We start from the raw sequence: 19,051 nt of genomic DNA, 5'->3' as shown, positions 1-19,051 counted from the left end.
TGCGGCACGGCTTTCGTGTTAACGCCGGGCTATCAGAAGCCGACTTTCAGCGTGATTTGACCGCCGTAGCCGCCGGTGCCTGCGTCGTCGATGCTCCGGGTGTAGCCCGCGCGCACCCCGAGGGTAACGTTATCGCGGATCTGACCGTCGATGCCGACATCCAGCGCCGCAGCGGTGCCGTCCTGATCCGGATTGAACGCAACCTCGCTGCCTGCTACGCCTGGCGCGCTGACGTTTAGCGTGCCCTTCGAGTCGAAGGTCTGGATGAAGGACGGACGCACCCACCAGCTTACCGGTACCGGTTTACCCGTCTCTTTCAGCGTCGCGTTGTTGCCCAGACGCAGACCGGCACGCACCTGCTGGCTGTGGCCGTCGCCGAACTGCACATCTGCAACGTCATCATTGCCATCTTTCAGGTTCACGCCGCGATACTGGTACTGCACCTGCGGTTCCAGCACCAGACCTCCGCCAATCTCAAATGGCAGACCGGTTTCGAAGGAGCCAACATAGCCCCAGCCGTGGGTTTTCAGGCCGTCACCATCGCGCGGGTTGGTATCGAAGTTGTGGCGTGTGCCCTGGGCCACCACATCCATCCACCAGCCGTTCTCATGCACACCGTTGAGATAGAGGCCGCCGCTGTAGGCGTCATCGCGTACCGTACCGGCTTTCGACTTGTCGTTGCGCTGCACGTCGACGGCAGAGAGCCCCGCCGCACCGTACACCCCAACGGTCCATTCCATGGCAGAGGCCGAGCCCTGCCACAGATCGCTACCGATCTGCAGGAAGGTATAGCCGCCTTTACTATCCGGCGTATTGCCGTTGCGCAGATCGTTGCTGCCGTGATCGTGGCTCAACTGACCGGCCTGGAAACGGGCCCACATGTTGCTACCGCTTTCGGCTGCAGTCCGTGCCGCATAGCGACGGGCATCCAGCGAGCCGAGCAGCGCACTGTCGTAGTCCATTGCCTGCGCATAGACGGAGCTATAGAGATACGTCGCCGAACGGTAGTTCTGCGGGCCGTTCTCGTTGCTGCCGGCAGCAGCGGTAGTCAGATACCAGCTCTCGTCGGCGCTGCCCTGTTGCAGAGTGTAGTTATACGCACCCGCCTGCAGGCTACCGTTGAGACTGAAGGCATCATCGGTCGTGGTCGCGCCGTTGATGGCATTCACCACCTGAATGCCGTTGCCGGTGGTACGCACACCCAGACCGCCCAGACTGCGAATGGCAATCTGCGTATTCCCGGTGGCGGTGCCGCCATCCAGCACCAGGCTGTCACTCACTGCGCTATTACCGTTAAACAGGGTGTTCAGGGTAATGGTGCCGCCATTGCCCACCAGGTTGGTGACGGTGAGGGTTTTTGGGACAAACGCCCCGGTCGGTGCCTGGTAATCGATCGAGCCGCCCAGCGTCAGGTTATTGAGCAGGGAGTTGTCGGTCATCAGCCAGTTTGAACCGGCATCAACGGTCAGATCGGTCGGGTCGATCATCCCGGTCAGCATGGTGCCGTTGGTCAACTGCAGCGAGGTGCCGCGCTGGGCGATGATGTCGGTCACGGCATCAAGCCCGCTGAACACCAGCGTACCGCTCTGCAGATAGGTACCGCCCGTCTGATTAAGCGCACCGCTCAGGGTCAGCGTGTTGTCACCTTCTTTATACAGTGTACCGTTGCCGTTGATGGCCGCGTTAACGGTGCTGGCGCTGGTATCGGTGGTGATGCGCAGTTCGCCGCTATTGTTAACATTACCGGCAAGCGTCGCCCCGTCGTTGACTTTGGTTACGCCGGTCAGCATACCGCCCTCGGCGACGCTCAGCGTACCGTTCTCACTGACCACGGTGTTGTTGGCGCTGCCGTCAGCGGCAACCGACAGCAGACCACCGCCTTCCAGCAGCACGCTTTCCGCAACCTTATTGGCAATGGAGAAGCGGCCAAGCGCGTTAGTACCGTTGAGCGTGGTGTCGGTGCCCGCCATCAACGCGGCGCCGGTATTGAGATTGATATTGGTGACCGTGGCGCCATCTTCCAGCGCCAGTATGCCGCCACGCTCAATCGCCGTCAGATCCGCCGCGCCCCCGGCGCGAACGAACTGGGCACCGCCTTTGCTGACGGTAGTGGCAATAGCCGTGCCGCCGAAGGTGACACTCTGGGTGCCGTTTTCGCTGACAGTGGACGAAGTGACGATGCCGCCCTGATTGACTACCTGATCGCCGACCACCTGATTGTCGATAACGATCGCTCCGTCATTAACGTTCTGGATCCCGCCCTCACGGATAATGGTGGAGATCACCGTCCCGCCGCTGTTGACGTTCTGAGTACCGCCACCGTTAATGGTGGTACGGGTAGCGGTACCGCCGTTCAGCACGTTCTGGATCCCGCCCGCCTGGATGACGGCAAGTATCGATTCCCCCCCGCTATAGATATTCTGGATACCGCGCTCGTAGATCATAGTGCGAGTCGCGGCCCCGCCCCGGTAGACGTTCTGCACGGCCTTCGCGGAAAGATCAGTATCAACGGCACTGCCGCGCACATTCTGTTGGCTGGAGTTGATCATCGAGGTGTTCACCGCCGTCGCGCCCGCAGCGATGTTCTGCACTGCAAAATCATCCATCAGGTTGTTTTGCGCACGCCCACCGCGGTACACATTCTGGATGCTGTTACGGTTACGGGTATCGGTCACCACCGCACCGTAGTAAATGCCCTGAACCGCACCGTCGCTCAGCACGGTAGAAGTGGCTGTTCCCCCGCTAAAGATGCGCTGTTCCGCACGGGTGATTTCCGACCCGGTGGTGGTGCCGAGAACGTCCTGAATGCCGCCATCAATCACAATAGAAACTTCGGCATTGGCGTTTTTATTGATCACCTGATGCCCGCCGTTTTTCACGATGCTGACAATCGAGGTACCGTCAACCACCTGCAGGCCGCCATCGACAAACGTGAAGTCGGTGACGCCGCCAGTCGCAACGTTTTGTCTGCCGCCGCTGGAGATGGTGCCACCGTAGGTGTAACCGCCCGCGTTGACGTTCTGCACGCCCCCCTTCTCGACGCGTGTTTCGAAGGCCTGCCCGCCGCTGCCGATATTTTGCGTACCGCCCAGCAGGCGCGCTGCGAAGGATTTCGCGCCGTTATTGACGTGCTGCTCACCGCCGTTCATCACGGTGGAGATCGCCACAGCGGAGTTACTGAGGATCTGCGTCCCGCCAGCGTTAATGACGCTCTGGCGGGCCCAGCCGTACGGGTCAACGATCTGCGCCCCGCCGTTATTAATCACCGCGTCGAACGACTGACCGTTTACGCGCTGTACGCCGCCGCTGTTAATCAGCGTGCCGCTGGCCTGACCGCTCTTGGTCACCAGTTGTACCCCGCCGTCGCTGATGCTGGTGCCGGAAGCCGAGCCTTCTACCAGTTGGGTACCGCCGCCGAACACCGTGCCGTCAGATGCCGCGCCGCCAGCGGAAATGTGTTGCACCCCGCCGTTATTCACGATCGAACCGGCAGCGAGGCCGCCGTAATTGACGATTTGCTGGCCGCCATCATTGATCACTGAGGAGATGGTCGTACCGTCTACACTCTGCACGCCACCGCTGTTGATATGGGTGTCGGTAGTTTTACCGCTCCCTGACACCAGTTGCGTACCCCCATCGTTCACGCTGGCACCGGAAGCGGTACCTTCCACCAGCTGCTTGCCGCCGCCGAAGATGGTGCCATCAGACGCCGCGCCGCCGAGGTTGATGTGCTGCAGGCCGCCGCTGTTCACCGTGGTGCCTGCCGCCAGACCGCCGTTATTCACCAACTGGATGCCACCGTTGCGCACCACCGCCGAGGTCGCGTTGCCATCAACGCTCTGCACACCGCCACTGTTGATCAGGGTGCCGGTCGCTTTCCCGGTGGTCGTGACGATCTGATAAGCACCGTCACTCAGGCTGGTACCGGACGCCGTGCCCGCTACCACCTGTTTACCGCCGCCGAAGACGGTGTTATCAGATGCCGCGCCGCCAAGGTTAATATGTTGCAGGCCGCCGCTGTGGACGGCGGTGCCTGCCGCCAGGCCGCCGTTATTCACCAACTGGATGCCGCCATTGCGTACCACGGATGAGGTAGCGCTGCCGTCGACACTCTGCACGCCGCCGCTGTTGATTTGGGTGCCGGAGGTTTTGCCGCTGGCCTGCACGATCTGCAGACCGCCATCGCTGACGCTGGTCCCGGACGCGGTCCCTGCCACCAGTTGTTTGCCGCCGCCGAAGATGGTGCCATCAGACGCTGCGCCGCCAAGGTTGATGTGCTGCAGGCCACCGCTGTTGACGATAGAACCCGCGGCCAGCCCACCGCTGTTCACCAGTTGCACGCCGCCGTTGTTCACGACGGCGGAGGTCGCCGAACCGTCAACACGCTGCAGACCGCCGCTGTTGATAAGCGCACCCGTAGCAATGCCACCCACCTGGACGTGCTGGATGCCGCCGTCGCCGATGACGGTGTCGCCCGCCATGCCCGCGACCTGCTGCGTTCCCCCTAGCAGCGTCGTTTTTGATGCCGCGCCGCCGGCACGCACAATCTGCACGCCATCTTTGTCGACGCGGGTATTGTTCGCATGACCACCGCTGCGGATCAGCTGTTTACCGCCGGTATAGACGGTCGTGCCATTAGCCGTGCCGTCAACATCCTGGAAACCGCCGTCATAGATTTTGCTGTCGATGGTTTTCCCGGTAACGTGGACTTGCTGCACACCGCCTGAGTCCACGCGGGTGTCGGATGCGGTGCCTTCAACAATCTGGCTACCGCCAAACAGTAGCGCATCCGAGGCAGCGCCGCCTTCGTTGATGTGCTGCAAACCACCGGAATTAACCAGCGAGCCTGCAGCAAGCGCGCCGGAGTGGATAAGCTGCACCCCGCCATCATTGACCACGGCAGAGATCGCCGTACCGTCTACTGCCTGAGTGCCACCGCTGTTGATGATGGTGTCGGTGGCTTTACCGGTGGCCTGCACAAGCTGGTGACCGCCGTTGTTGATGCTGGTGCCGGAGGTCGTACCGGCAACAACTTGCTTACCCCCGCCAAACACCGTGCTGTCGGACGCTGCGCCACCTTCATTGATGTGCTGCAGGCCGCCATTGTTAACGGTTGCGTCGTCCGCCAGCCCACCGCGGTTCACCAACTGGGTACCGCCGCTGTTGACGACTGCGGAGACAGCGGTGCCGTCTACGGTCTGCGTGCCGCGGTTGTTGATGATGGTGCCAATGGCTTTGCCGGTTTGCTGAACCAACTGTGCGCCACCATCGTTGAGGTGCGCACCGGATACCGTGCCGGCCACGATTTGATTGCCGCCGCCAAAGATGGTGGTGTCGTCAGCGGAACCGCCGACGTTAACGTGCTGGACTCCACCGTTGTTTACCGTTGCATCCTGAGAGAAACCGCCGCTGTTGATGAACTGGATGCCGCCTGCGTTAATGACGCCCTGGACTGAACTGCCGTTAACAGCCTGCACGCCGCCAGTGTTAATAATCGTCTGGCTTGCCAGCCCGCTTTCCAGCACAGTCTGCACACCGCCAGCGCCGACAATGGTGCCATTAGCCCTACCGGCGACCGCCTGCGTGCCGCCGCTGTTAAGCTGCGTGCCAGTTGCCGTCCCGTCCGCTTCAACAATCTGTGCCCCGTCAGTGACAACGGTACCGGTCGTCTGTCCGTTCTGCCGCACTATCTGCGAACCGCCGTCCTGAACGCGGGTATCCACGGTCTGACCGCCCGCCACTATCTGAGTGCCACGGGTGCTGATGGTATGGTTGGTGGTTAAGCCGCCAGGACGCACGTTCTGGACGCCCTCCTGCACCACTTCATCCCGCGTCGAGCCGGTGACATCAAGGGTGAACGCCATTGCCCCGCTGCTTGCGAAGATGCCACCCACCGCCGCCGAGATCAACACCGCGCCGCCTGCACGCTTGCCTTTCGCCCGGGTCAGTTCTGAAACCACCACAAACGCCCGCTGAACGTCATTCCACACCAGCCGGTAACTGCAGTTAAGACTTTTTTTCATTTCTATGTCCTCGAAACCCGTCTCTCATCCGTCAGGCGGCATGTTGATCGGGGTCTGCCAATGCTGTTGTTTTGATGCCAAAGGGATTGCTTCGCAGGGCAATCAGCCGACGAAGATGGCCGATGACCTGCTTGCCAGTGATAAAACGTGTGCATTCGTACTGCCGGTCCGTGCCTTTGTGGCGCGGACACCAGAAATAGTCCTGATGATCAAAATTAAACCGCACGTCATCCCAGCAGCCGTTGCAGACATGGGTGTTGATGACGCGCCAGGGGCTATGAAATTCGCTGTTCGGCAGGCTGAATCCACTGATCAGCACCACCGGAATCCGGCAGCCCCAGGCAAGCCAGGAGAGACCGCTGCCGAGGCCGATGAAAAATTCGGCGTGCTCCAACAGCGCCACGCGTTCAGAGAGGGGCAGACTGCCGGTGAAATCTTCTGCGCCGTGGGGGATTTTGTTCCAGATGTAACCGCGGCCTACCACGCGCTCTTTGTCGATACACAAAACGCGGTAGCCCTGCTCTTTCAGATAGTCGATGACTTCATGCCAGCCGTTGCCGTTGTTCCAGAATTTGGCCTGGCTAGTGGACTGGGTCGCGATGCAGACATAGGGTTCGGCGATACGACGCGGGCTGCGCTGGCGCAGATCCGGAACAATTTCCGTAGGGTCAACGCCAAGAATATGCCCGGCGGTTCGGTGCAGACCCACGGATCGAAAATCAAATGGCTGCTTGTCGAGATCGCCGTGGAAAAACAGCCCAACGCGCCAACAGGCGTAAGGCGGCTCGCTCACGCCCGACTCAGCCTGCCACTCTTCCGGGGTAGCGCAATTAAGCTGCGGATAGACCGGCTTGAAGAGATCGACGATCGGCTGCGCCATGGTGCAATAAACGTTGCACTGGTACGTCTGTCGAAAGCGTTCGGCGTAAGGAACCCAGCCGATGAGATCGCCCAGCGTACCGCTGGGAAATGAAACCAGTACCGTTTTGCCGCGCATATCCAGAACGTGGTCCAGCAAAGGCTCCGACTGGACACCGTCCCAGACCCGTAAACGAAACGGCACATAATATTTTTTTGTGCTGATCACCCAGCCCTGCACGACATCGTCGGCAAACAGGATATTTCCCGTTTCGTCATCGCTTATTTCTACCCGCCAATTACCGGCCGGCAACAGTAACCGGGCACCGTCATTAAAATCATACAGGATACCCATCGGCCCCTGCTGGGTCGGAATTTCTGGCGGCGGAATAAAAGCACATCCATGCCCAACAACGGCAGAAGTCGTCATTACCTAACCTTCATCATGAGTAAACGTATTAAATAAGGCTGGCAGTAAATAATAAGCAGGCACCAGCCGACCTCCGGAGGTAATAATCCGGAATGAATGTTTTTATAAATTCATTGTGTCTCATTCAGAGACGTTTAAGAGTAGTAACAAGGCGTTTTATTGCAAACTCTTTCAAAAAGTTAAGATCTATATATATCAATTATTTAGTTTTTATTCATTTACGCCACCCATTCACGTTTCACATAAAAAACAATGATTTAAGCATCAGAAAAAGCAAGCAATTTAGGATTATCCTTAAAGCAAACTTTATGCGAAAACATGATATCAATTCAAAAATATAAAATATATTTCTGGCTTTTTAAGGAGTGTTCAGCCGATATATCCGCTTCGCTGACATGACAGAGTGAAGTAAGAGAAAGGCTGTCTCGACAATTATTTAAAAAGCAAACTGGCGCACATTTTTCATTTAATTCATGCCAGCACATGCTGACTCGAAAAAATAAACGGAACAATCTTATTGTTTGTTTTTCTCATTCACGGAAGGCGCGGGTAAATAAGCGTAGTTGTAGCAGAGTAATCATGTCGCCACAGAGTCGGCCATACTGATGCCGCCACTATGGCCAGGCCACAGGCAGCCTCGGTTGTGCAACGGTTGCGCAATTATGTGATAACGGTTACACAACAAATCGATAATGACGATAAATTCGTATTTTGAAACAGCGTTTTTAATTCCTTTCTGTCACTGTCGACGCTATAATGCCGCCATCCTAATTTGAATGGATTCAGCTGATTGAACTGTAAAACAAATTACTCACATCAATTTTTCCCCGATCTGGCTGAATCTCAGGCACACATTCTTCTGCACGCTTTTTTGATGTCACCTATCCTTAGACTGTGGCATCGCTCTTTTCGCAACACAGGTTTGACTCCGGAGCCGTGCGTTAACCGGAGCGTAAATTCCCAATCCTTCTCAACTCAAACTTAAAGACCAGAACTGTCATGAAAAAGACCAAAATTGTTTGCACCATCGGTCCGAAAACCGAATCCGAAGAGATGCTGGCGAAAATGCTGGACGCTGGCATGAACGTCATGCGTTTAAACTTCTCCCACGGTGACTATGCTGAGCACGGCCAGCGCATCAAAAACCTGCGCAACGTGATGAGCAAAACCGGTAAAAAAGCGGCAATTCTGCTGGACACCAAAGGCCCGGAAATCCGCACCATCAAACTGGAAGGCGGCAATGACGTCTCCCTGAAAGCAGGTCAGACTTTCACCTTCACCACTGACAAATCTGTTGTCGGCAACGCGGATACCGTTGCCGTGACTTACGAAGGTTTCACCAACGATCTGAGCGTTGGCAACACCGTGCTGGTAGACGATGGTCTGATCGGTATGGAAGTGACCGAAATCGTTGGCAATAAAGTTATCTGTAAAGTGTTGAACAACGGCGACCTCGGTGAAAACAAAGGCGTAAACCTGCCTGGCGTTTCCATCGCCCTGCCGGCGCTGGCTGAAAAAGATAAGCAAGACCTGATCTTCGGTTGTGAACAAGGCGTCGACTTTGTTGCGGCCTCCTTCATCCGTAAACGTTCTGACGTCGTTGAAATTCGTGAGCACCTGAAAGCACACGGCGGCGAGAACATTCAGATCATCTCCAAAATTGAAAACCAGGAAGGCCTGAACAACTTCGACGAAATCCTCGAAGCGTCTGACGGCATCATGGTTGCGCGTGGCGATCTGGGCGTTGAAATCCCGGTTGAAGAAGTGATCTTCGCGCAGAAGATGATGATTGAAAAATGTATCCGCGCTCGCAAAGTCGTTATCACTGCGACCCAGATGCTCGATTCTATGATTAAAAACCCGCGCCCGACCCGCGCTGAAGCTGGCGACGTGGCGAACGCCATCCTCGACGGCACCGATGCAGTAATGCTGTCTGGCGAATCCGCTAAAGGGAAATACCCGCTGGAAGCCGTGACCATTATGGCCACCATTTGCGAACGTACCGATCGCGTGATGACCAGCCGCCTGGATTTCAACAATGACAGCCGTAAACTGCGCATTACTGAAGCAGTTTGCCGTGGCGCTGTTGAGACAGCTGAAAAACTGGAAGCTCCGCTGATTGTTGTTGCTACTCAGGGCGGCAAATCTGCTCGCGCAGTGCGTAAATATTTCCCGGATGCCACTATTCTGGCGCTGACCACCAACGAACTGACCGCGCGTCAGCTGGTGTTGAGCAAAGGTGTTGTCCCGCAACTGGTGAAAGAAATCTCTTCTACAGATGATTTCTACCGTCTGGGCAAAGAAGTGGCGCTGGAAAGTGGCCTGGCATGCAAAGGCGACGTAGTTGTCATGGTTTCCGGTGCACTGGTTCCGAGCGGCACAACAAACACTGCCTCCGTACACGTTCTGTAATAATAACCGGACAATTCGGACTGATTAAAAAAGCGCCTCTGTGGCGCTTTTTTTATATTCCCGCCTCCATTTAAAATAAAAAATCCAATCGGATTTCACTATTTAAATCGGCCATTATCTAAGATGAATCCGATGGAAGCGTGCTGTTTTAACACGCGTTTTTTAACCTTTTATTGAAAGTCGGTGTTTCTTTGAGCGAACGATCAAATTTAAGTGGATTCCCATCAAAAAAATATTCTCAACCTAAAAAACTTTGTGTAATACTTGTAACGCTACATGGAGATTAACTCAATCTAGAGGGTATTAATAATGAATCGTACTAAACTGGTACTGGGCGCGGTAATCCTGGGTTCTACTCTGCTGGCTGGTTGCTCCAGCAATGCTAAAATCGATCAGCTGTCTTCTGACGTTCAGACTCTGAACGCTAAAGTTGACCAGCTGAGCAACGACGTGAACGCAATCCGTTCCGACGTTCAGGCTGCTAAAGATGACGCAGCTCGCGCTAACCAGCGTCTGGACAACCAGGCTCACTCTTACCGTAAGTAAGAGTACCTGTAATGAAATGGCGCACTCGGTGCGCCATTTTTTTTGCCTTTAATTTGCCCGTCCTTTCGTCTACTGCATTACCGTCTCATGTTGGGATTCTGCATCCACCGTTGTTCCTTTCGCACTGTTCAGTACGGATAACACACTTTCTTGCGACGCTGCCGCCGCTGTCTTGACCGGAATCGCAATCGGGTAACCTGCCCGACGATTCAACGCTTGCGTAATCATTCCACTATCGCCGCCGGCATGGTGAATAAAAGTATCAAGCGCCGGAGAGAAGTTGATAGGCACCGTCTGCGTATTTTCTTCAACATTTTGTGCCAGCGGACGATGCACCTCAATAAAATGTCGCCCATCAGGCTCTACAGCGTATTTCACCGGTTCGTTGATAATCGTCACGCGCGTACCAGCCGCAACTTGAGCAAACAGCGCCTGGATATCCGGTGCATTCATACGAATACAACCAGAACTGACGCGCAACCCAACGCTGTCAGGCGCATTCGTACCGTGAATGAGATATTCACCATTGCCAATCCCCAGACGCAGCGCAAAGCGCCCTAGCGGGTTGTTTGGCCCTGCGGGTATTACCGGTGGCAATTCAATGCCGTTCGCCAGTGAACGTGCACGAATACCTGCCGTTGGTGTCCAGGTTGGGTTCGGGATCTTCTGGCTGACCCGCGTCACAGAAACCGGCGTTTCCAGTCCCTGTTGACCAATACCTATCGGGTAAACCTGCACACTATTTTTTCCCGTCGGGAAATAATACAGCCGCAATTCAGCCAGATTAACCACAATCCCTTCGCGCGGCGTATCGGGCAAAATCATTTGTGAAGGGATGGTGACGATCGTGCCCGGTCTCGGTATGGGCGCAATCGTGTTATTGGCTTCAAGGATCAACATTGCTGCTGTGTCGAAATGGCGGGCGATCGCCTGCAGGTTTTTATCCCCCGCCTGCACGGTATAAGTCTGGTTTTGCCCAATTACACGGCTACCGTCGGCAGGCAGGGGATATTCTGCCGCACGAGCCACCTGGAGTGCGCTTAAAGCGCCGAAAAGACATAAGGAGAGCAAAGGCACGCGTTTCATACGGGAGTTCCTGTATCCACTGACAAGGTGTCAGAAAGCTGAAGATCCAGCGAGGCGTTCAATGCCTCGCGTCGTAACAGGATGAAAAATGGTCTTTTAAGTTTAGCTAATGTTGGCGGCTTTGTTGCGAATCGCGCGAATCATTGCTTCAAGCCCTTGCGAGCGGGAGGGGGTCAAATGTTGCGTGAGGGACATTTTTTCAAACCACGGGCGTACATCAAACGCCACAATATCTTGCGCGGTCATCTGCTGATAGAGCACAAAGACGATGGCAATAAGTCCTTTGACAATAGCAGCGTCGCTATCGCCAGCAAGCTCCATAACGCCCGCTTCATTACGGTGCATGACAATCCAGACCTGGCTCTGACAGCCCTGGATAATGTTCTCAGGATTGTGTGCTTCGGCACTTAATTCCGGTAGCCGCTGCCCCAGTTCAATAATATAGAGATACTTCTCTTCCCAGTTGGCACAGCGGCTAAAATTGCGCAGCAATTTCTCTTTATCGGGTAATGCGGCCATTTTTGCCTCTCAGGTTAGCCCAGCAACTGATGAATGCGTTTCAGGCCAGCCACCAGACGATCCACCTCTTCTTCCGTATTGTACATAACCAGCGACGCGCGACACATAGCGGGCACATTGTAAAACGCCATTAGCGGCATCGCGCAGTGGTGCCCCGTGCGCACCGCAATGCCGTAATTATCGAGGAAACTGCCAACATCATAGGCGTGATGTTTCCCGAGATTAAACGCGATTACCCCCTGGCGCTGCGCCGGGCCATAAAGCGTCAGATCCGGCACGTCCGCCAGTGTGTTGAGTGCGTAATGCATCAGCGTCTGCTCGTATTCACCTATCGCCTCCAGCCCCAACTTGCGGACATACTCAATTGCCGCGCCAAGCCCGATAATACCGCCCGTATTGGGCGTACCGGCCTCAAAACGCCACGGCGCTTTCGCATAGGTTGTGCCTTCAGTCAGGCTAACGGTGGCGATCATTGAGCCGCCCCCTTCCCATGGCGGCATATCCTGCAAAATGTCCTCTTTGGCGTACAGCACGCCAATACCGGTTGGCCCATACAGTTTATGGCCGGAGAAAACATAGAAGTCGCAGTCCAGCGCCTGCACATCCACTGGATGGTGCATTACCGCCTGCGCGCCATCCACCAGCACTTTCGCGCCATGCTGATGCGCCAGCGTAATGATGTCCGCTACCGGGTTTTCGGTCCCCAGCACGTTTGACACCTGAGTTATCGCCAGTAGACGCGTGCGTTCATCGAGCAGCGTTGGCAACACGTCCAGTTGCAGCGTGCCATCCTGGTTGAGCGGGATCACGCGCAACTCAGCGCCCACGCGCTCGCACAGCATCTGCCACGGAACAATATTGGCGTGGTGTTCCATCGCGCTAATAATAATATTGTCGCCCGCTCGCACCTGGCTGGTCCCCCAGCTGTTCGCCACCAGGTTAATTCCCTCGGTAGTACCGCGCACAAACACCAGCTCTTCAGGCAAACGTGCATTAAGAAACGCCGCCACCTGCACCCGCACGTTTTCCATCCGCTGGGTGGCTTCCGCGCTCAGCGTATGAATACCGCGGTGTACCGCCGCATAACCGTGGCGGAAAAATTCAGCTTCGGCATCAATCACCTGGTTCGGCTTTTGCGCACTGGCCGCACTGTCGAGATAGGCCAAAGGGAGTCCGTTCACTTCACGCTGTAGCACCGGAAAATCGGCACGAACGGCGTTCACGGGAAAACTCATATTCTGCCCCCTGCCAGGCGTTGGCTGATACGCGCCAGAACCTGTTGTTTCAATGCTTCGTCGCTAATGGCTTCCGTAAGCTCAGCCGCGAAAGCATGGATTATCATCTGTTGCGCTGCCTGTTGATTGATCCCGCGCGAGCGCAAATAAAACATCTGTTCATCGTCGATGCGACCAATGGTCGCGCCGTGGCTACATTTCACATCGTCGGCATAAATTTCCAATTGTGGCTTGGTATCCACTTCCGCCAGACGCCCGAGCAACAAATTATTGTTGGTCATCTGCCCGTCGGTTTTGATGGCGTGTTGCGCAACCTTGATCAGGCCATTAAACACCGCGCGGCCTTTATCGCTGACGATGGTTTTATGTAGCTGACGGCTGTTGCAGTAGCCCTGATTATGCTCAAGCCAGGTGCGGGTATCGCACACTTCCGATTTCACGGGCATCGCCAGGCTGTTGATGCGCAACTGCGTGTTTTCGCCATTAAGTTGCGTGCTGGTGTTATGGCGCAACACGGCCCCGCCGAGCAGGAAACTGTGGCTGTCTGCCGCCGCATCTGCCGCAAGCAAAATGTCATTATGCGCAAAGTGGTAGCTATACGGGTTTTCAAACGCCAGTTTGACGTGGTGCAGATGCGCATTCGCCGCCACATTCATCGTCAGGCGTGAACCGGTAAAGTGGCGCGCGTCGTTCAGGCTGACGTAGTGTTCGTAAACCGTCGCTTCCGCGCCCTGGGCAAGCTCAAGATGGTGGCGGTAATGGGCTGTATTCATCTCGTCGCCCGCCAGCCCTTGAGTAATATGCATAAGCAGCAATGGCTTAGCCGGCCGCTGATTACGCGCCACCTGAATCCAGGTCACACTCTGCGCCAGGCTTTCTGTCAGATGCAGGAATACTTCCGGCTGCACCGGCGCAGGCAGATCAGCCCGCACATCAGCAAAACTGATCTCAAAACCGGAACCGGCAGTGTCGTCGCTCAGCGCCGCGTTAAACTGACCATCGACAAACACCAGCCGCACGGCATCCACTGGCAATGCCAGCGCATCGCGCTGTGCGGCACCAATCGTGCCGGAGGTGCTAACAAACTGGCTATTCAGCAAGCCTTCCAGCGGCGTGTATTTCCAGTTTTCATGTTGGCGTGTCGGCAACCCTAAACGCAGCATTTGCTGCAGATGCTGCTGCGCCGATTCAGAACGCGCCCCGCCCTGGGTTTCAAACAGATGATGCCATTGCTGCAGCGCGTTACTGCTGTTCGGTAAGCCAGCCATAGCCCTGCTCCTCCAGTTGCTTAACCAGCGTGAAATCACCGGATTTCACGATGCGCCCCTGATACAACACATGAACGAAATCCGGCTTGATGTAATCCAGGATCCGCTGGTAGTGCGTCACAATGATAAATGCGCGTTTTTCATCACGCAGCGCATTCACCCCTTCAGCAACAATTTTTAGCGCATCAATATCAAGGCCGGAGTCCGTTTCATCCAGAATGCACAGTTCAGGTTCCAGCACCGCCATTTGCAGAATGTCGTTACGTTTTTTCTCACCGCCAGAGAAACCAACATTGACCGAGCGGGTAAGCAAATCTTCCGGCATCTTCAGCAGCTTGATTTTGTCTTCCATCAGATCCTGGAAGTCAAACCGATCCAGCGCCTCTTCGCCGCGATATTTACGGACCGCATTAAGCGCAGTTTGCAGGAAGAATTGGTTACTGACCCCGGGGATCTCCACCGGATACTGAAAAGCCATGAACACGCCTTCACCGGCACGGTCTTCCGGCGATAGCTCCAGCAGGTCTTTGCCTTTAAACTCAATGCTGCCGCCCACCACTTCGTAATCTTCACGTCCGGCCAGCGTCGCAGAAAGCGTACTTTTTCCGGAGCCGTTCGGCCCCATAATTGCGTGAACTTCACCGGGGCGCACGTCCAGGCTCAGGCCACGCAGGATCTCTTTATCTTCAACGCTTACCTGCAAGTCTTTAATACTTAACATTTCTTATCCTTTCATTCTTAACCGACGCTGTGTTCAAGGCTGATAGCCAGCAGTTTTTGTGCTTCAACGGCAAACTCCAGCGGCAGTTCAGAGAAGACGTCTTTACAGAAACCATTGACGATCATGGAAATGGCATCGTCTTCACTGATTCCGCGTTGCAGGCAGTAGAACAGTTGGTCTTCACCGATACGCGATGTTGTGGCTTCATGCTCAAGCTGCGCGCTGTTATTGCGGCACTCAACATACGGGAAGGTATGCGCGCCGCAATCTGGGCCAATCAGCATTGAGTCGCACTGCGTGAAGTTGCGGGCATTGGTCGCCGTCGGCATGATTTTCACCAGCCCGCGATAGCTGTTCTGGCTATGCCCGGCGGAGATCCCTTTCGAAATAATCGTCGATTTGGTGTTCTTCCCGATATGGATCATCTTGGTGCCGGTATCCGCCTGCTGATGCCCGCTGGTCAGCGCGACAGAGAAGAATTCACCGATCGAGTTATCACCGCGCAGAATACAGCTCGGGTATTTCCAGGTAATGGCGGAGCCCGTCTCAGACTGCGTCCACGACATCTTGCTGTTTTCGCCTTCACACAGCGCACGCTTGGTCACAAAGTTGAGGATCCCGCCGGTGTTGTTATCCCCCGGGAACCAGTTTTGCACCGTGGAGTATTTCACTTCCGCGTCTTTGTGGATGATGACTTCCACCACCGCTGCGTGCAGCTGATAGCTGTCGCGCACCGGTGCCGAACATCCTTCGATATAGCTGACGTAGCTCCCTTCATCCGCCACCAGAATGGTGCGCTCGAACTGGCCAGTTTTTTCTGCATTAATGCGGAAATAGGTCGACAGTTCCATCGGGCAACGCACGCCTTTCGGGATATAGATAAAAGTGCCATCTGAGGCAACGGCAGCGTTAAGCGCGGCGAAAAAGTTGTCGTTAGAAGGCACCACCGTTCCGAGGTATTTTTTTACCAGTTCCGGATGGTCATGAATCGCCTCACCGAACGAACAGAAGATGATGCCTTGCTCTGACAATTTTTCACGGTACGTCGTCGCCACGGAGACGGAGTCAAAAATGGCGTCGACCGCGACTTCTTTACCTTCGCGCACTGGTACGCCGAGTTGGTTAAAGGCCTCTTCAACTTCTTCCGTCAGCCAGGCATTTGAACCGGTCTGTTGCACTGCACCAGGCTGAGAGGCACAGGTGTCGTCGCAATTACCGCAAGAAGGCGCAGAGTAGTAACTGTAATCCTGGTAATCCAGTTTTTCGTAATGGGCTTTCAGCCAATGCGGTTCTTCCATCTCCTGCCATGCCCGGAAGGCATTCAGGCGAAACTCAAGCATCCATTCCGGCTCGTTGCGTTTCGCAGAAATGGCCCTCACGACATCTTCACTGATGCCTTTTGCCAGCTCGTCGGTGCTCAACCGGGTAAAAAAGCCCTCTTTATAATTGAGGTTGCCACCGGTCCAGGTTTTGACATCGTCAGTTGCTTCAGTATTACGAGACATAGTACCGCCTATACCCCGAAACTTTCGCCACAGCCGCATTCGTGCTGTGCTTTCGGGTTATGAAATTTGAAGATCTGATTTAAACCTTCGCGCACGTAATCTACTTCGGTGCCGTCAATAAACGGCATCGCTTGTAGCGGTACGTAAAGGCGTGCACCGTCAGATTCGTAAAGCAAATCGTCTTCGTTCGGCTCCGTCACGGTATCGAGTACATAACCAAAACCTGCGCAACCGGTCTGCTTGATACCAAGCCGCACGCCGAGCACACCAGCCTGCTTACTGGCTAACGCACGGATGTGTTCTGCGGCAGCGGGCGTCATGCTTAGCCCCCGCCACGTAAAATCTTGCGGATTAAATGATTCCATCGTTTACCTCACATCATCAGATCAAAGGCTCATAATGCTATGTTAGTGATAATGATTATCACTTCAACCTCTTTTCCGAAGGGTTATTACCCACAAGCCCTTTTTTTCGGCACATGCTATAAGCATAGACTCTGTGCAAGGGCTTTACAGGCAAGTGAAAATTTGTTTAATAAATTGATAAATAATGACTTTAGAAGGTACAACGGTGGGTAAACGGTGAAAAAGAAAAGATGCATAGCTAATACCTATTATTGAGATAGGATTTTGGAATTTTTTAATGCGAAAAGTGACTCGCTTATCAAACCATTATCTTTTCGCAAAACGGCGTCCTAACGGCGCAGCCCCACTTCAGCGCTTTGTGCTTTAAAATTAATCTCCAGTGATATCAATAGCCCGCACGTCGCTGACAAAATAGTCATAGTAAAAAGTTGAACCGGATGCTGGAATGAGTGTCCGAAAACGAGAATTTCTTACCACATTTGAGCATGTTATGGATAAAACGGCGTTGATTTTGCTGCTGCTCGCGGTGGTGGTTTTGGTGGTGGGTTTATGGTCAATATTCAGCGAAACGCTGTGGCTGGTTGTGAGTTTCCTGGAAACGTTGCTTTACCCAACTATCTCCACGCCGGGGTGACATTATGACGTTGAGCTGTTCTGGTCGCTATAGCAAAAATAGCATTGGGATAAGAAAAAACGTTCGAAAAGAGAAGATTAACCTTTTCATTTCTGAAATGAAGTCAGTAAATGTTCAGTTTTTGAAAATGTGCTCACGTCGTTGAGCCATCAAACAAGGAGAGTATTGATGAATGCAAAACCAATGATGTCTTTTTTAGATAGCGGAACGGGTTTTCCCGTGCTGTTGGGCCATAGCTATTTGTTTGATAAATCGATGTGGTTGCCGCAAATGGAAATGCTCAGCCAACACTTTCGTGTGATAGCGCCAGATTTGTGGGGTCATGGTGATTCTCCCGCGTTGCCCGGCACGCCCTCTTCTTTGACCGATATTGCCGCAGACCATTTAGCCTTAATGGACTCGCTCAATATCGACCAGTTTGCCGTGGTCGGCTTGTCGGTTGGTGGAATGTGGGGAGCAGAACTCGCTGCCGCCGCACCGGCACGGGTTAAGGCTATGATGTTATTTGATACCTTTATTGGCGATGAAACCGATCTGGCGCGTGAGCGCTACTTCGCGATGCTCAACGCCATCGATGCAACGGGCACCATTCCCCCTGCGTTACTCGACTATATTGTCGGCCAATTCTATTCGCAGTTCGCCTTGCCTGCAGACGTTCAGCAGCTCACCGCTTACCTTTCCTCCCTTTCTGCAGAGCAGTTACGCAGCAGTATTGTGCCGCTCGGTAAATTGATTTTCGGCCGACCGGATCGTATGGCCATTCTGGATTCTGTAACATGCCCGGCGCATGTGGCAACTGGCGAGCTGGATCTGCCGCGCCCGCCAGTGGAAGGGCGGCAGATGGCAGAAGCATTAGACTGTGAATTCACTCTGATTCCGAATGCGGCGCATATCAGTAACAGAGAGAACCCTGAATGTGTTTCGCAGTTGATTGTCGATTTTCTGAAACAACATTGCTGATCCTTCATCACATTGCCAAAGTCGGACAATGAGCACATCCGGCGATAGTATATTGCTAACCATTTAATTAACCGGGCGGGAAACAGGATCAGACGATAAGTTTTCCGTTCGTTTTTTATTATTACCGACCAAGCTATAACTGTCATAAAACTGTCATTATATTTTTATTTTCGGCAGTCTATTTTTACGCCTATCCCAAATACACCTTTAATTCGGCTGATAATCAGCGATACCAAAGAAAGCAATAATGCCTGGGGTTTATAAGTATTTACGCATTGTCAGCAAACATCTTACTCATGGTTAATATTGCTCATTCACTCGTGGTTTATTGTCGTAACCTAAACTTCGAGCTGGAACACGTTAAGCATATTCACGGCGAATTCTCTTTCTCGCTATAAAACAACAATCTAATGCAAACTAAATGCGATAAATACGATCATAAAATCGACGAAATATAAATAAGAAGAATAAACCACTTTGCCAATTTAT

Annotated in this window: 13 protein-coding genes; 4 read left to right on the top strand and 9 right to left on the bottom strand. The window is 54.1% G+C overall.

All coding sequences use genetic code 11. The features are described from left to right. Window positions 1–32 precede the first annotated feature (32 nt). Together ACFX4O_RS05885 and ACFX4O_RS05880 are read right to left on the bottom strand one after the other, a co-directional pair. Window positions 33–6,023: an AIDA repeat-containing protein gene (locus ACFX4O_RS05885; RefSeq protein ID WP_380207730.1), complete on the bottom strand. Its 5,991-nt coding sequence runs from the start codon at window positions 6,021–6,023 to the stop codon at window positions 33–35. Between the two features lie 31 nt (window positions 6,024–6,054). Then, window positions 6,055–7,311, bottom strand: a complete 1,257-nt coding sequence (locus ACFX4O_RS05880; protein WP_380207729.1) for an autotransporter strand-loop-strand O-heptosyltransferase — start codon at window positions 7,309–7,311, stop codon at window positions 6,055–6,057. Window positions 7,312–8,310: 999 nt separating this feature from the next. Between ACFX4O_RS05880 and pykF the strand changes: the two genes are divergently transcribed. Further along, window positions 8,311–9,723 carry a pyruvate kinase PykF gene (gene pykF, locus ACFX4O_RS05875; RefSeq protein ID WP_131411465.1) on the top strand — a complete coding sequence of 471 codons (1,413 nt, stop codon included), beginning with the start codon at window positions 8,311–8,313 and terminating at the stop codon, window positions 9,721–9,723. Between the two features lie 309 nt (window positions 9,724–10,032). Beyond that, window positions 10,033–10,269 carry a major outer membrane lipoprotein gene (locus ACFX4O_RS05870; protein WP_007374746.1) on the top strand — a complete coding sequence of 79 codons (237 nt, stop codon included), beginning with the start codon at window positions 10,033–10,035 and terminating at the stop codon, window positions 10,267–10,269. Between the two features lie 69 nt (window positions 10,270–10,338). On the opposite strand, the gene ACFX4O_RS05865 is transcribed toward ACFX4O_RS05870, so the two are convergent. The 7 genes from ACFX4O_RS05865 to sufA form a co-directional block, all read right to left on the bottom strand. Then, on the bottom strand, window positions 10,339–11,355 hold the full coding sequence (locus ACFX4O_RS05865; protein WP_380207728.1) for a L,D-transpeptidase family protein: 1,017 nt from the start codon (window positions 11,353–11,355) through the stop codon (window positions 10,339–10,341). Window positions 11,356–11,457: 102 nt separating this feature from the next. Next, window positions 11,458–11,874: a cysteine desulfuration protein SufE gene (sufE, locus tag ACFX4O_RS05860; RefSeq protein WP_017456581.1), complete on the bottom strand. Its 417-nt coding sequence runs from the start codon at window positions 11,872–11,874 to the stop codon at window positions 11,458–11,460. 14 nt (window positions 11,875–11,888) lie between these two features. Continuing rightward, a complete protein-coding gene (gene sufS / locus ACFX4O_RS05855) occupies window positions 11,889–13,109 on the bottom strand; it encodes a cysteine desulfurase SufS (RefSeq protein WP_380207727.1) in 1,221 nt (406 codons plus the stop codon). Next, window positions 13,106–14,377: a Fe-S cluster assembly protein SufD gene (gene sufD, locus ACFX4O_RS05850; RefSeq protein ID WP_380207726.1), complete on the bottom strand. Its 1,272-nt coding sequence runs from the start codon at window positions 14,375–14,377 to the stop codon at window positions 13,106–13,108. Before sufD ends, sufS begins: the two co-directional genes overlap by 4 nt. Beyond that, window positions 14,352–15,098: a Fe-S cluster assembly ATPase SufC gene (gene sufC / locus ACFX4O_RS05845; RefSeq protein ID WP_131411473.1), complete on the bottom strand. Its 747-nt coding sequence runs from the start codon at window positions 15,096–15,098 to the stop codon at window positions 14,352–14,354. The genes sufD and sufC overlap by 26 nt, the downstream gene beginning before the upstream one ends. Window positions 15,099–15,115: 17 nt before the next feature. Beyond that, window positions 15,116–16,603 (bottom strand): Fe-S cluster assembly protein SufB, encoded by a 1,488-nt coding sequence (gene sufB, locus ACFX4O_RS05840; protein WP_380207725.1) that lies wholly within the window; start codon window positions 16,601–16,603, stop codon window positions 15,116–15,118. Between the two features lie 8 nt (window positions 16,604–16,611). Beyond that, window positions 16,612–16,968: a Fe-S cluster assembly scaffold SufA gene (gene sufA / locus ACFX4O_RS05835; protein ID WP_131411477.1), complete on the bottom strand. Its 357-nt coding sequence runs from the start codon at window positions 16,966–16,968 to the stop codon at window positions 16,612–16,614. A gap of 445 nt (window positions 16,969–17,413) precedes the next feature. Here sufA and ACFX4O_RS05830 point away from each other — a divergent pair, with 445 nt between their 5' ends. Both ACFX4O_RS05830 and ACFX4O_RS05825 read left to right on the top strand, forming a co-directional pair. Then, a complete protein-coding gene (locus ACFX4O_RS05830) occupies window positions 17,414–17,602 on the top strand; it encodes an Ecr family regulatory small membrane protein (RefSeq protein ID WP_380207724.1) in 189 nt (62 codons plus the stop codon). A 168-nt stretch (window positions 17,603–17,770) separates the two neighbouring features. Beyond that, window positions 17,771–18,562, top strand: coding sequence for an alpha/beta fold hydrolase (locus tag ACFX4O_RS05825; protein WP_380207723.1), 792 nt, complete (start codon window positions 17,771–17,773; stop codon window positions 18,560–18,562). Window positions 18,563–19,051: the final 489 nt, after the last annotated feature.

It is taken from the genome of Kosakonia sp. YIM B13571, assembly GCF_042788095.1.
Taxonomy (GTDB): Bacteria; Pseudomonadota; Gammaproteobacteria; order Enterobacterales; family Enterobacteriaceae; genus Kosakonia; species Kosakonia quasisacchari.
The sequence above is the reverse complement of the archived record's forward strand: the minus strand, read 5'-3'. Positions and strand labels throughout refer to the sequence as shown.

Bases quoted from the DNA above. Each gene is read 5' to 3' on its own strand.
- sufC (WP_131411473.1), bottom strand. From the start codon at position 15,098: ATGTTAAGTATTAAAGACTTGCAGGTAAGCGTTGAAGATAAAGAGATC.
- sufS (WP_380207727.1), bottom strand. From the start codon at position 13,109: ATGAGTTTTCCCGTGAACGCCGTTCGTGCCGATTTTCCGGTGCTACAG.
- ACFX4O_RS05880 (WP_380207729.1), bottom strand. From the start codon at position 7,311: ATGACGACTTCTGCCGTTGTTGGGCATGGATGTGCTTTTATTCCGCCG.
- ACFX4O_RS05870 (WP_007374746.1), top strand. From the start codon at position 10,033: ATGAATCGTACTAAACTGGTACTGGGCGCGGTAATCCTGGGTTCTACT.
- pykF (WP_131411465.1), top strand. From the start codon at position 8,311: ATGAAAAAGACCAAAATTGTTTGCACCATCGGTCCGAAAACCGAATCC.
- sufD (WP_380207726.1), bottom strand. From the start codon at position 14,377: ATGGCTGGCTTACCGAACAGCAGTAACGCGCTGCAGCAATGGCATCAT.
- sufA (WP_131411477.1), bottom strand. From the start codon at position 16,968: ATGGAATCATTTAATCCGCAAGATTTTACGTGGCGGGGGCTAAGCATG.
- sufE (WP_017456581.1), bottom strand. From the start codon at position 11,874: ATGGCCGCATTACCCGATAAAGAGAAATTGCTGCGCAATTTTAGCCGC.
- ACFX4O_RS05830 (WP_380207724.1), top strand. From the start codon at position 17,414: ATGAGTGTCCGAAAACGAGAATTTCTTACCACATTTGAGCATGTTATG.
- ACFX4O_RS05825 (WP_380207723.1), top strand. From the start codon at position 17,771: ATGAATGCAAAACCAATGATGTCTTTTTTAGATAGCGGAACGGGTTTT.
- ACFX4O_RS05865 (WP_380207728.1), bottom strand. From the start codon at position 11,355: ATGAAACGCGTGCCTTTGCTCTCCTTATGTCTTTTCGGCGCTTTAAGC.
- ACFX4O_RS05885 (WP_380207730.1), bottom strand. From the start codon at position 6,023: ATGAAAAAAAGTCTTAACTGCAGTTACCGGCTGGTGTGGAATGACGTT.
- sufB (WP_380207725.1), bottom strand. From the start codon at position 16,603: ATGTCTCGTAATACTGAAGCAACTGACGATGTCAAAACCTGGACCGGT.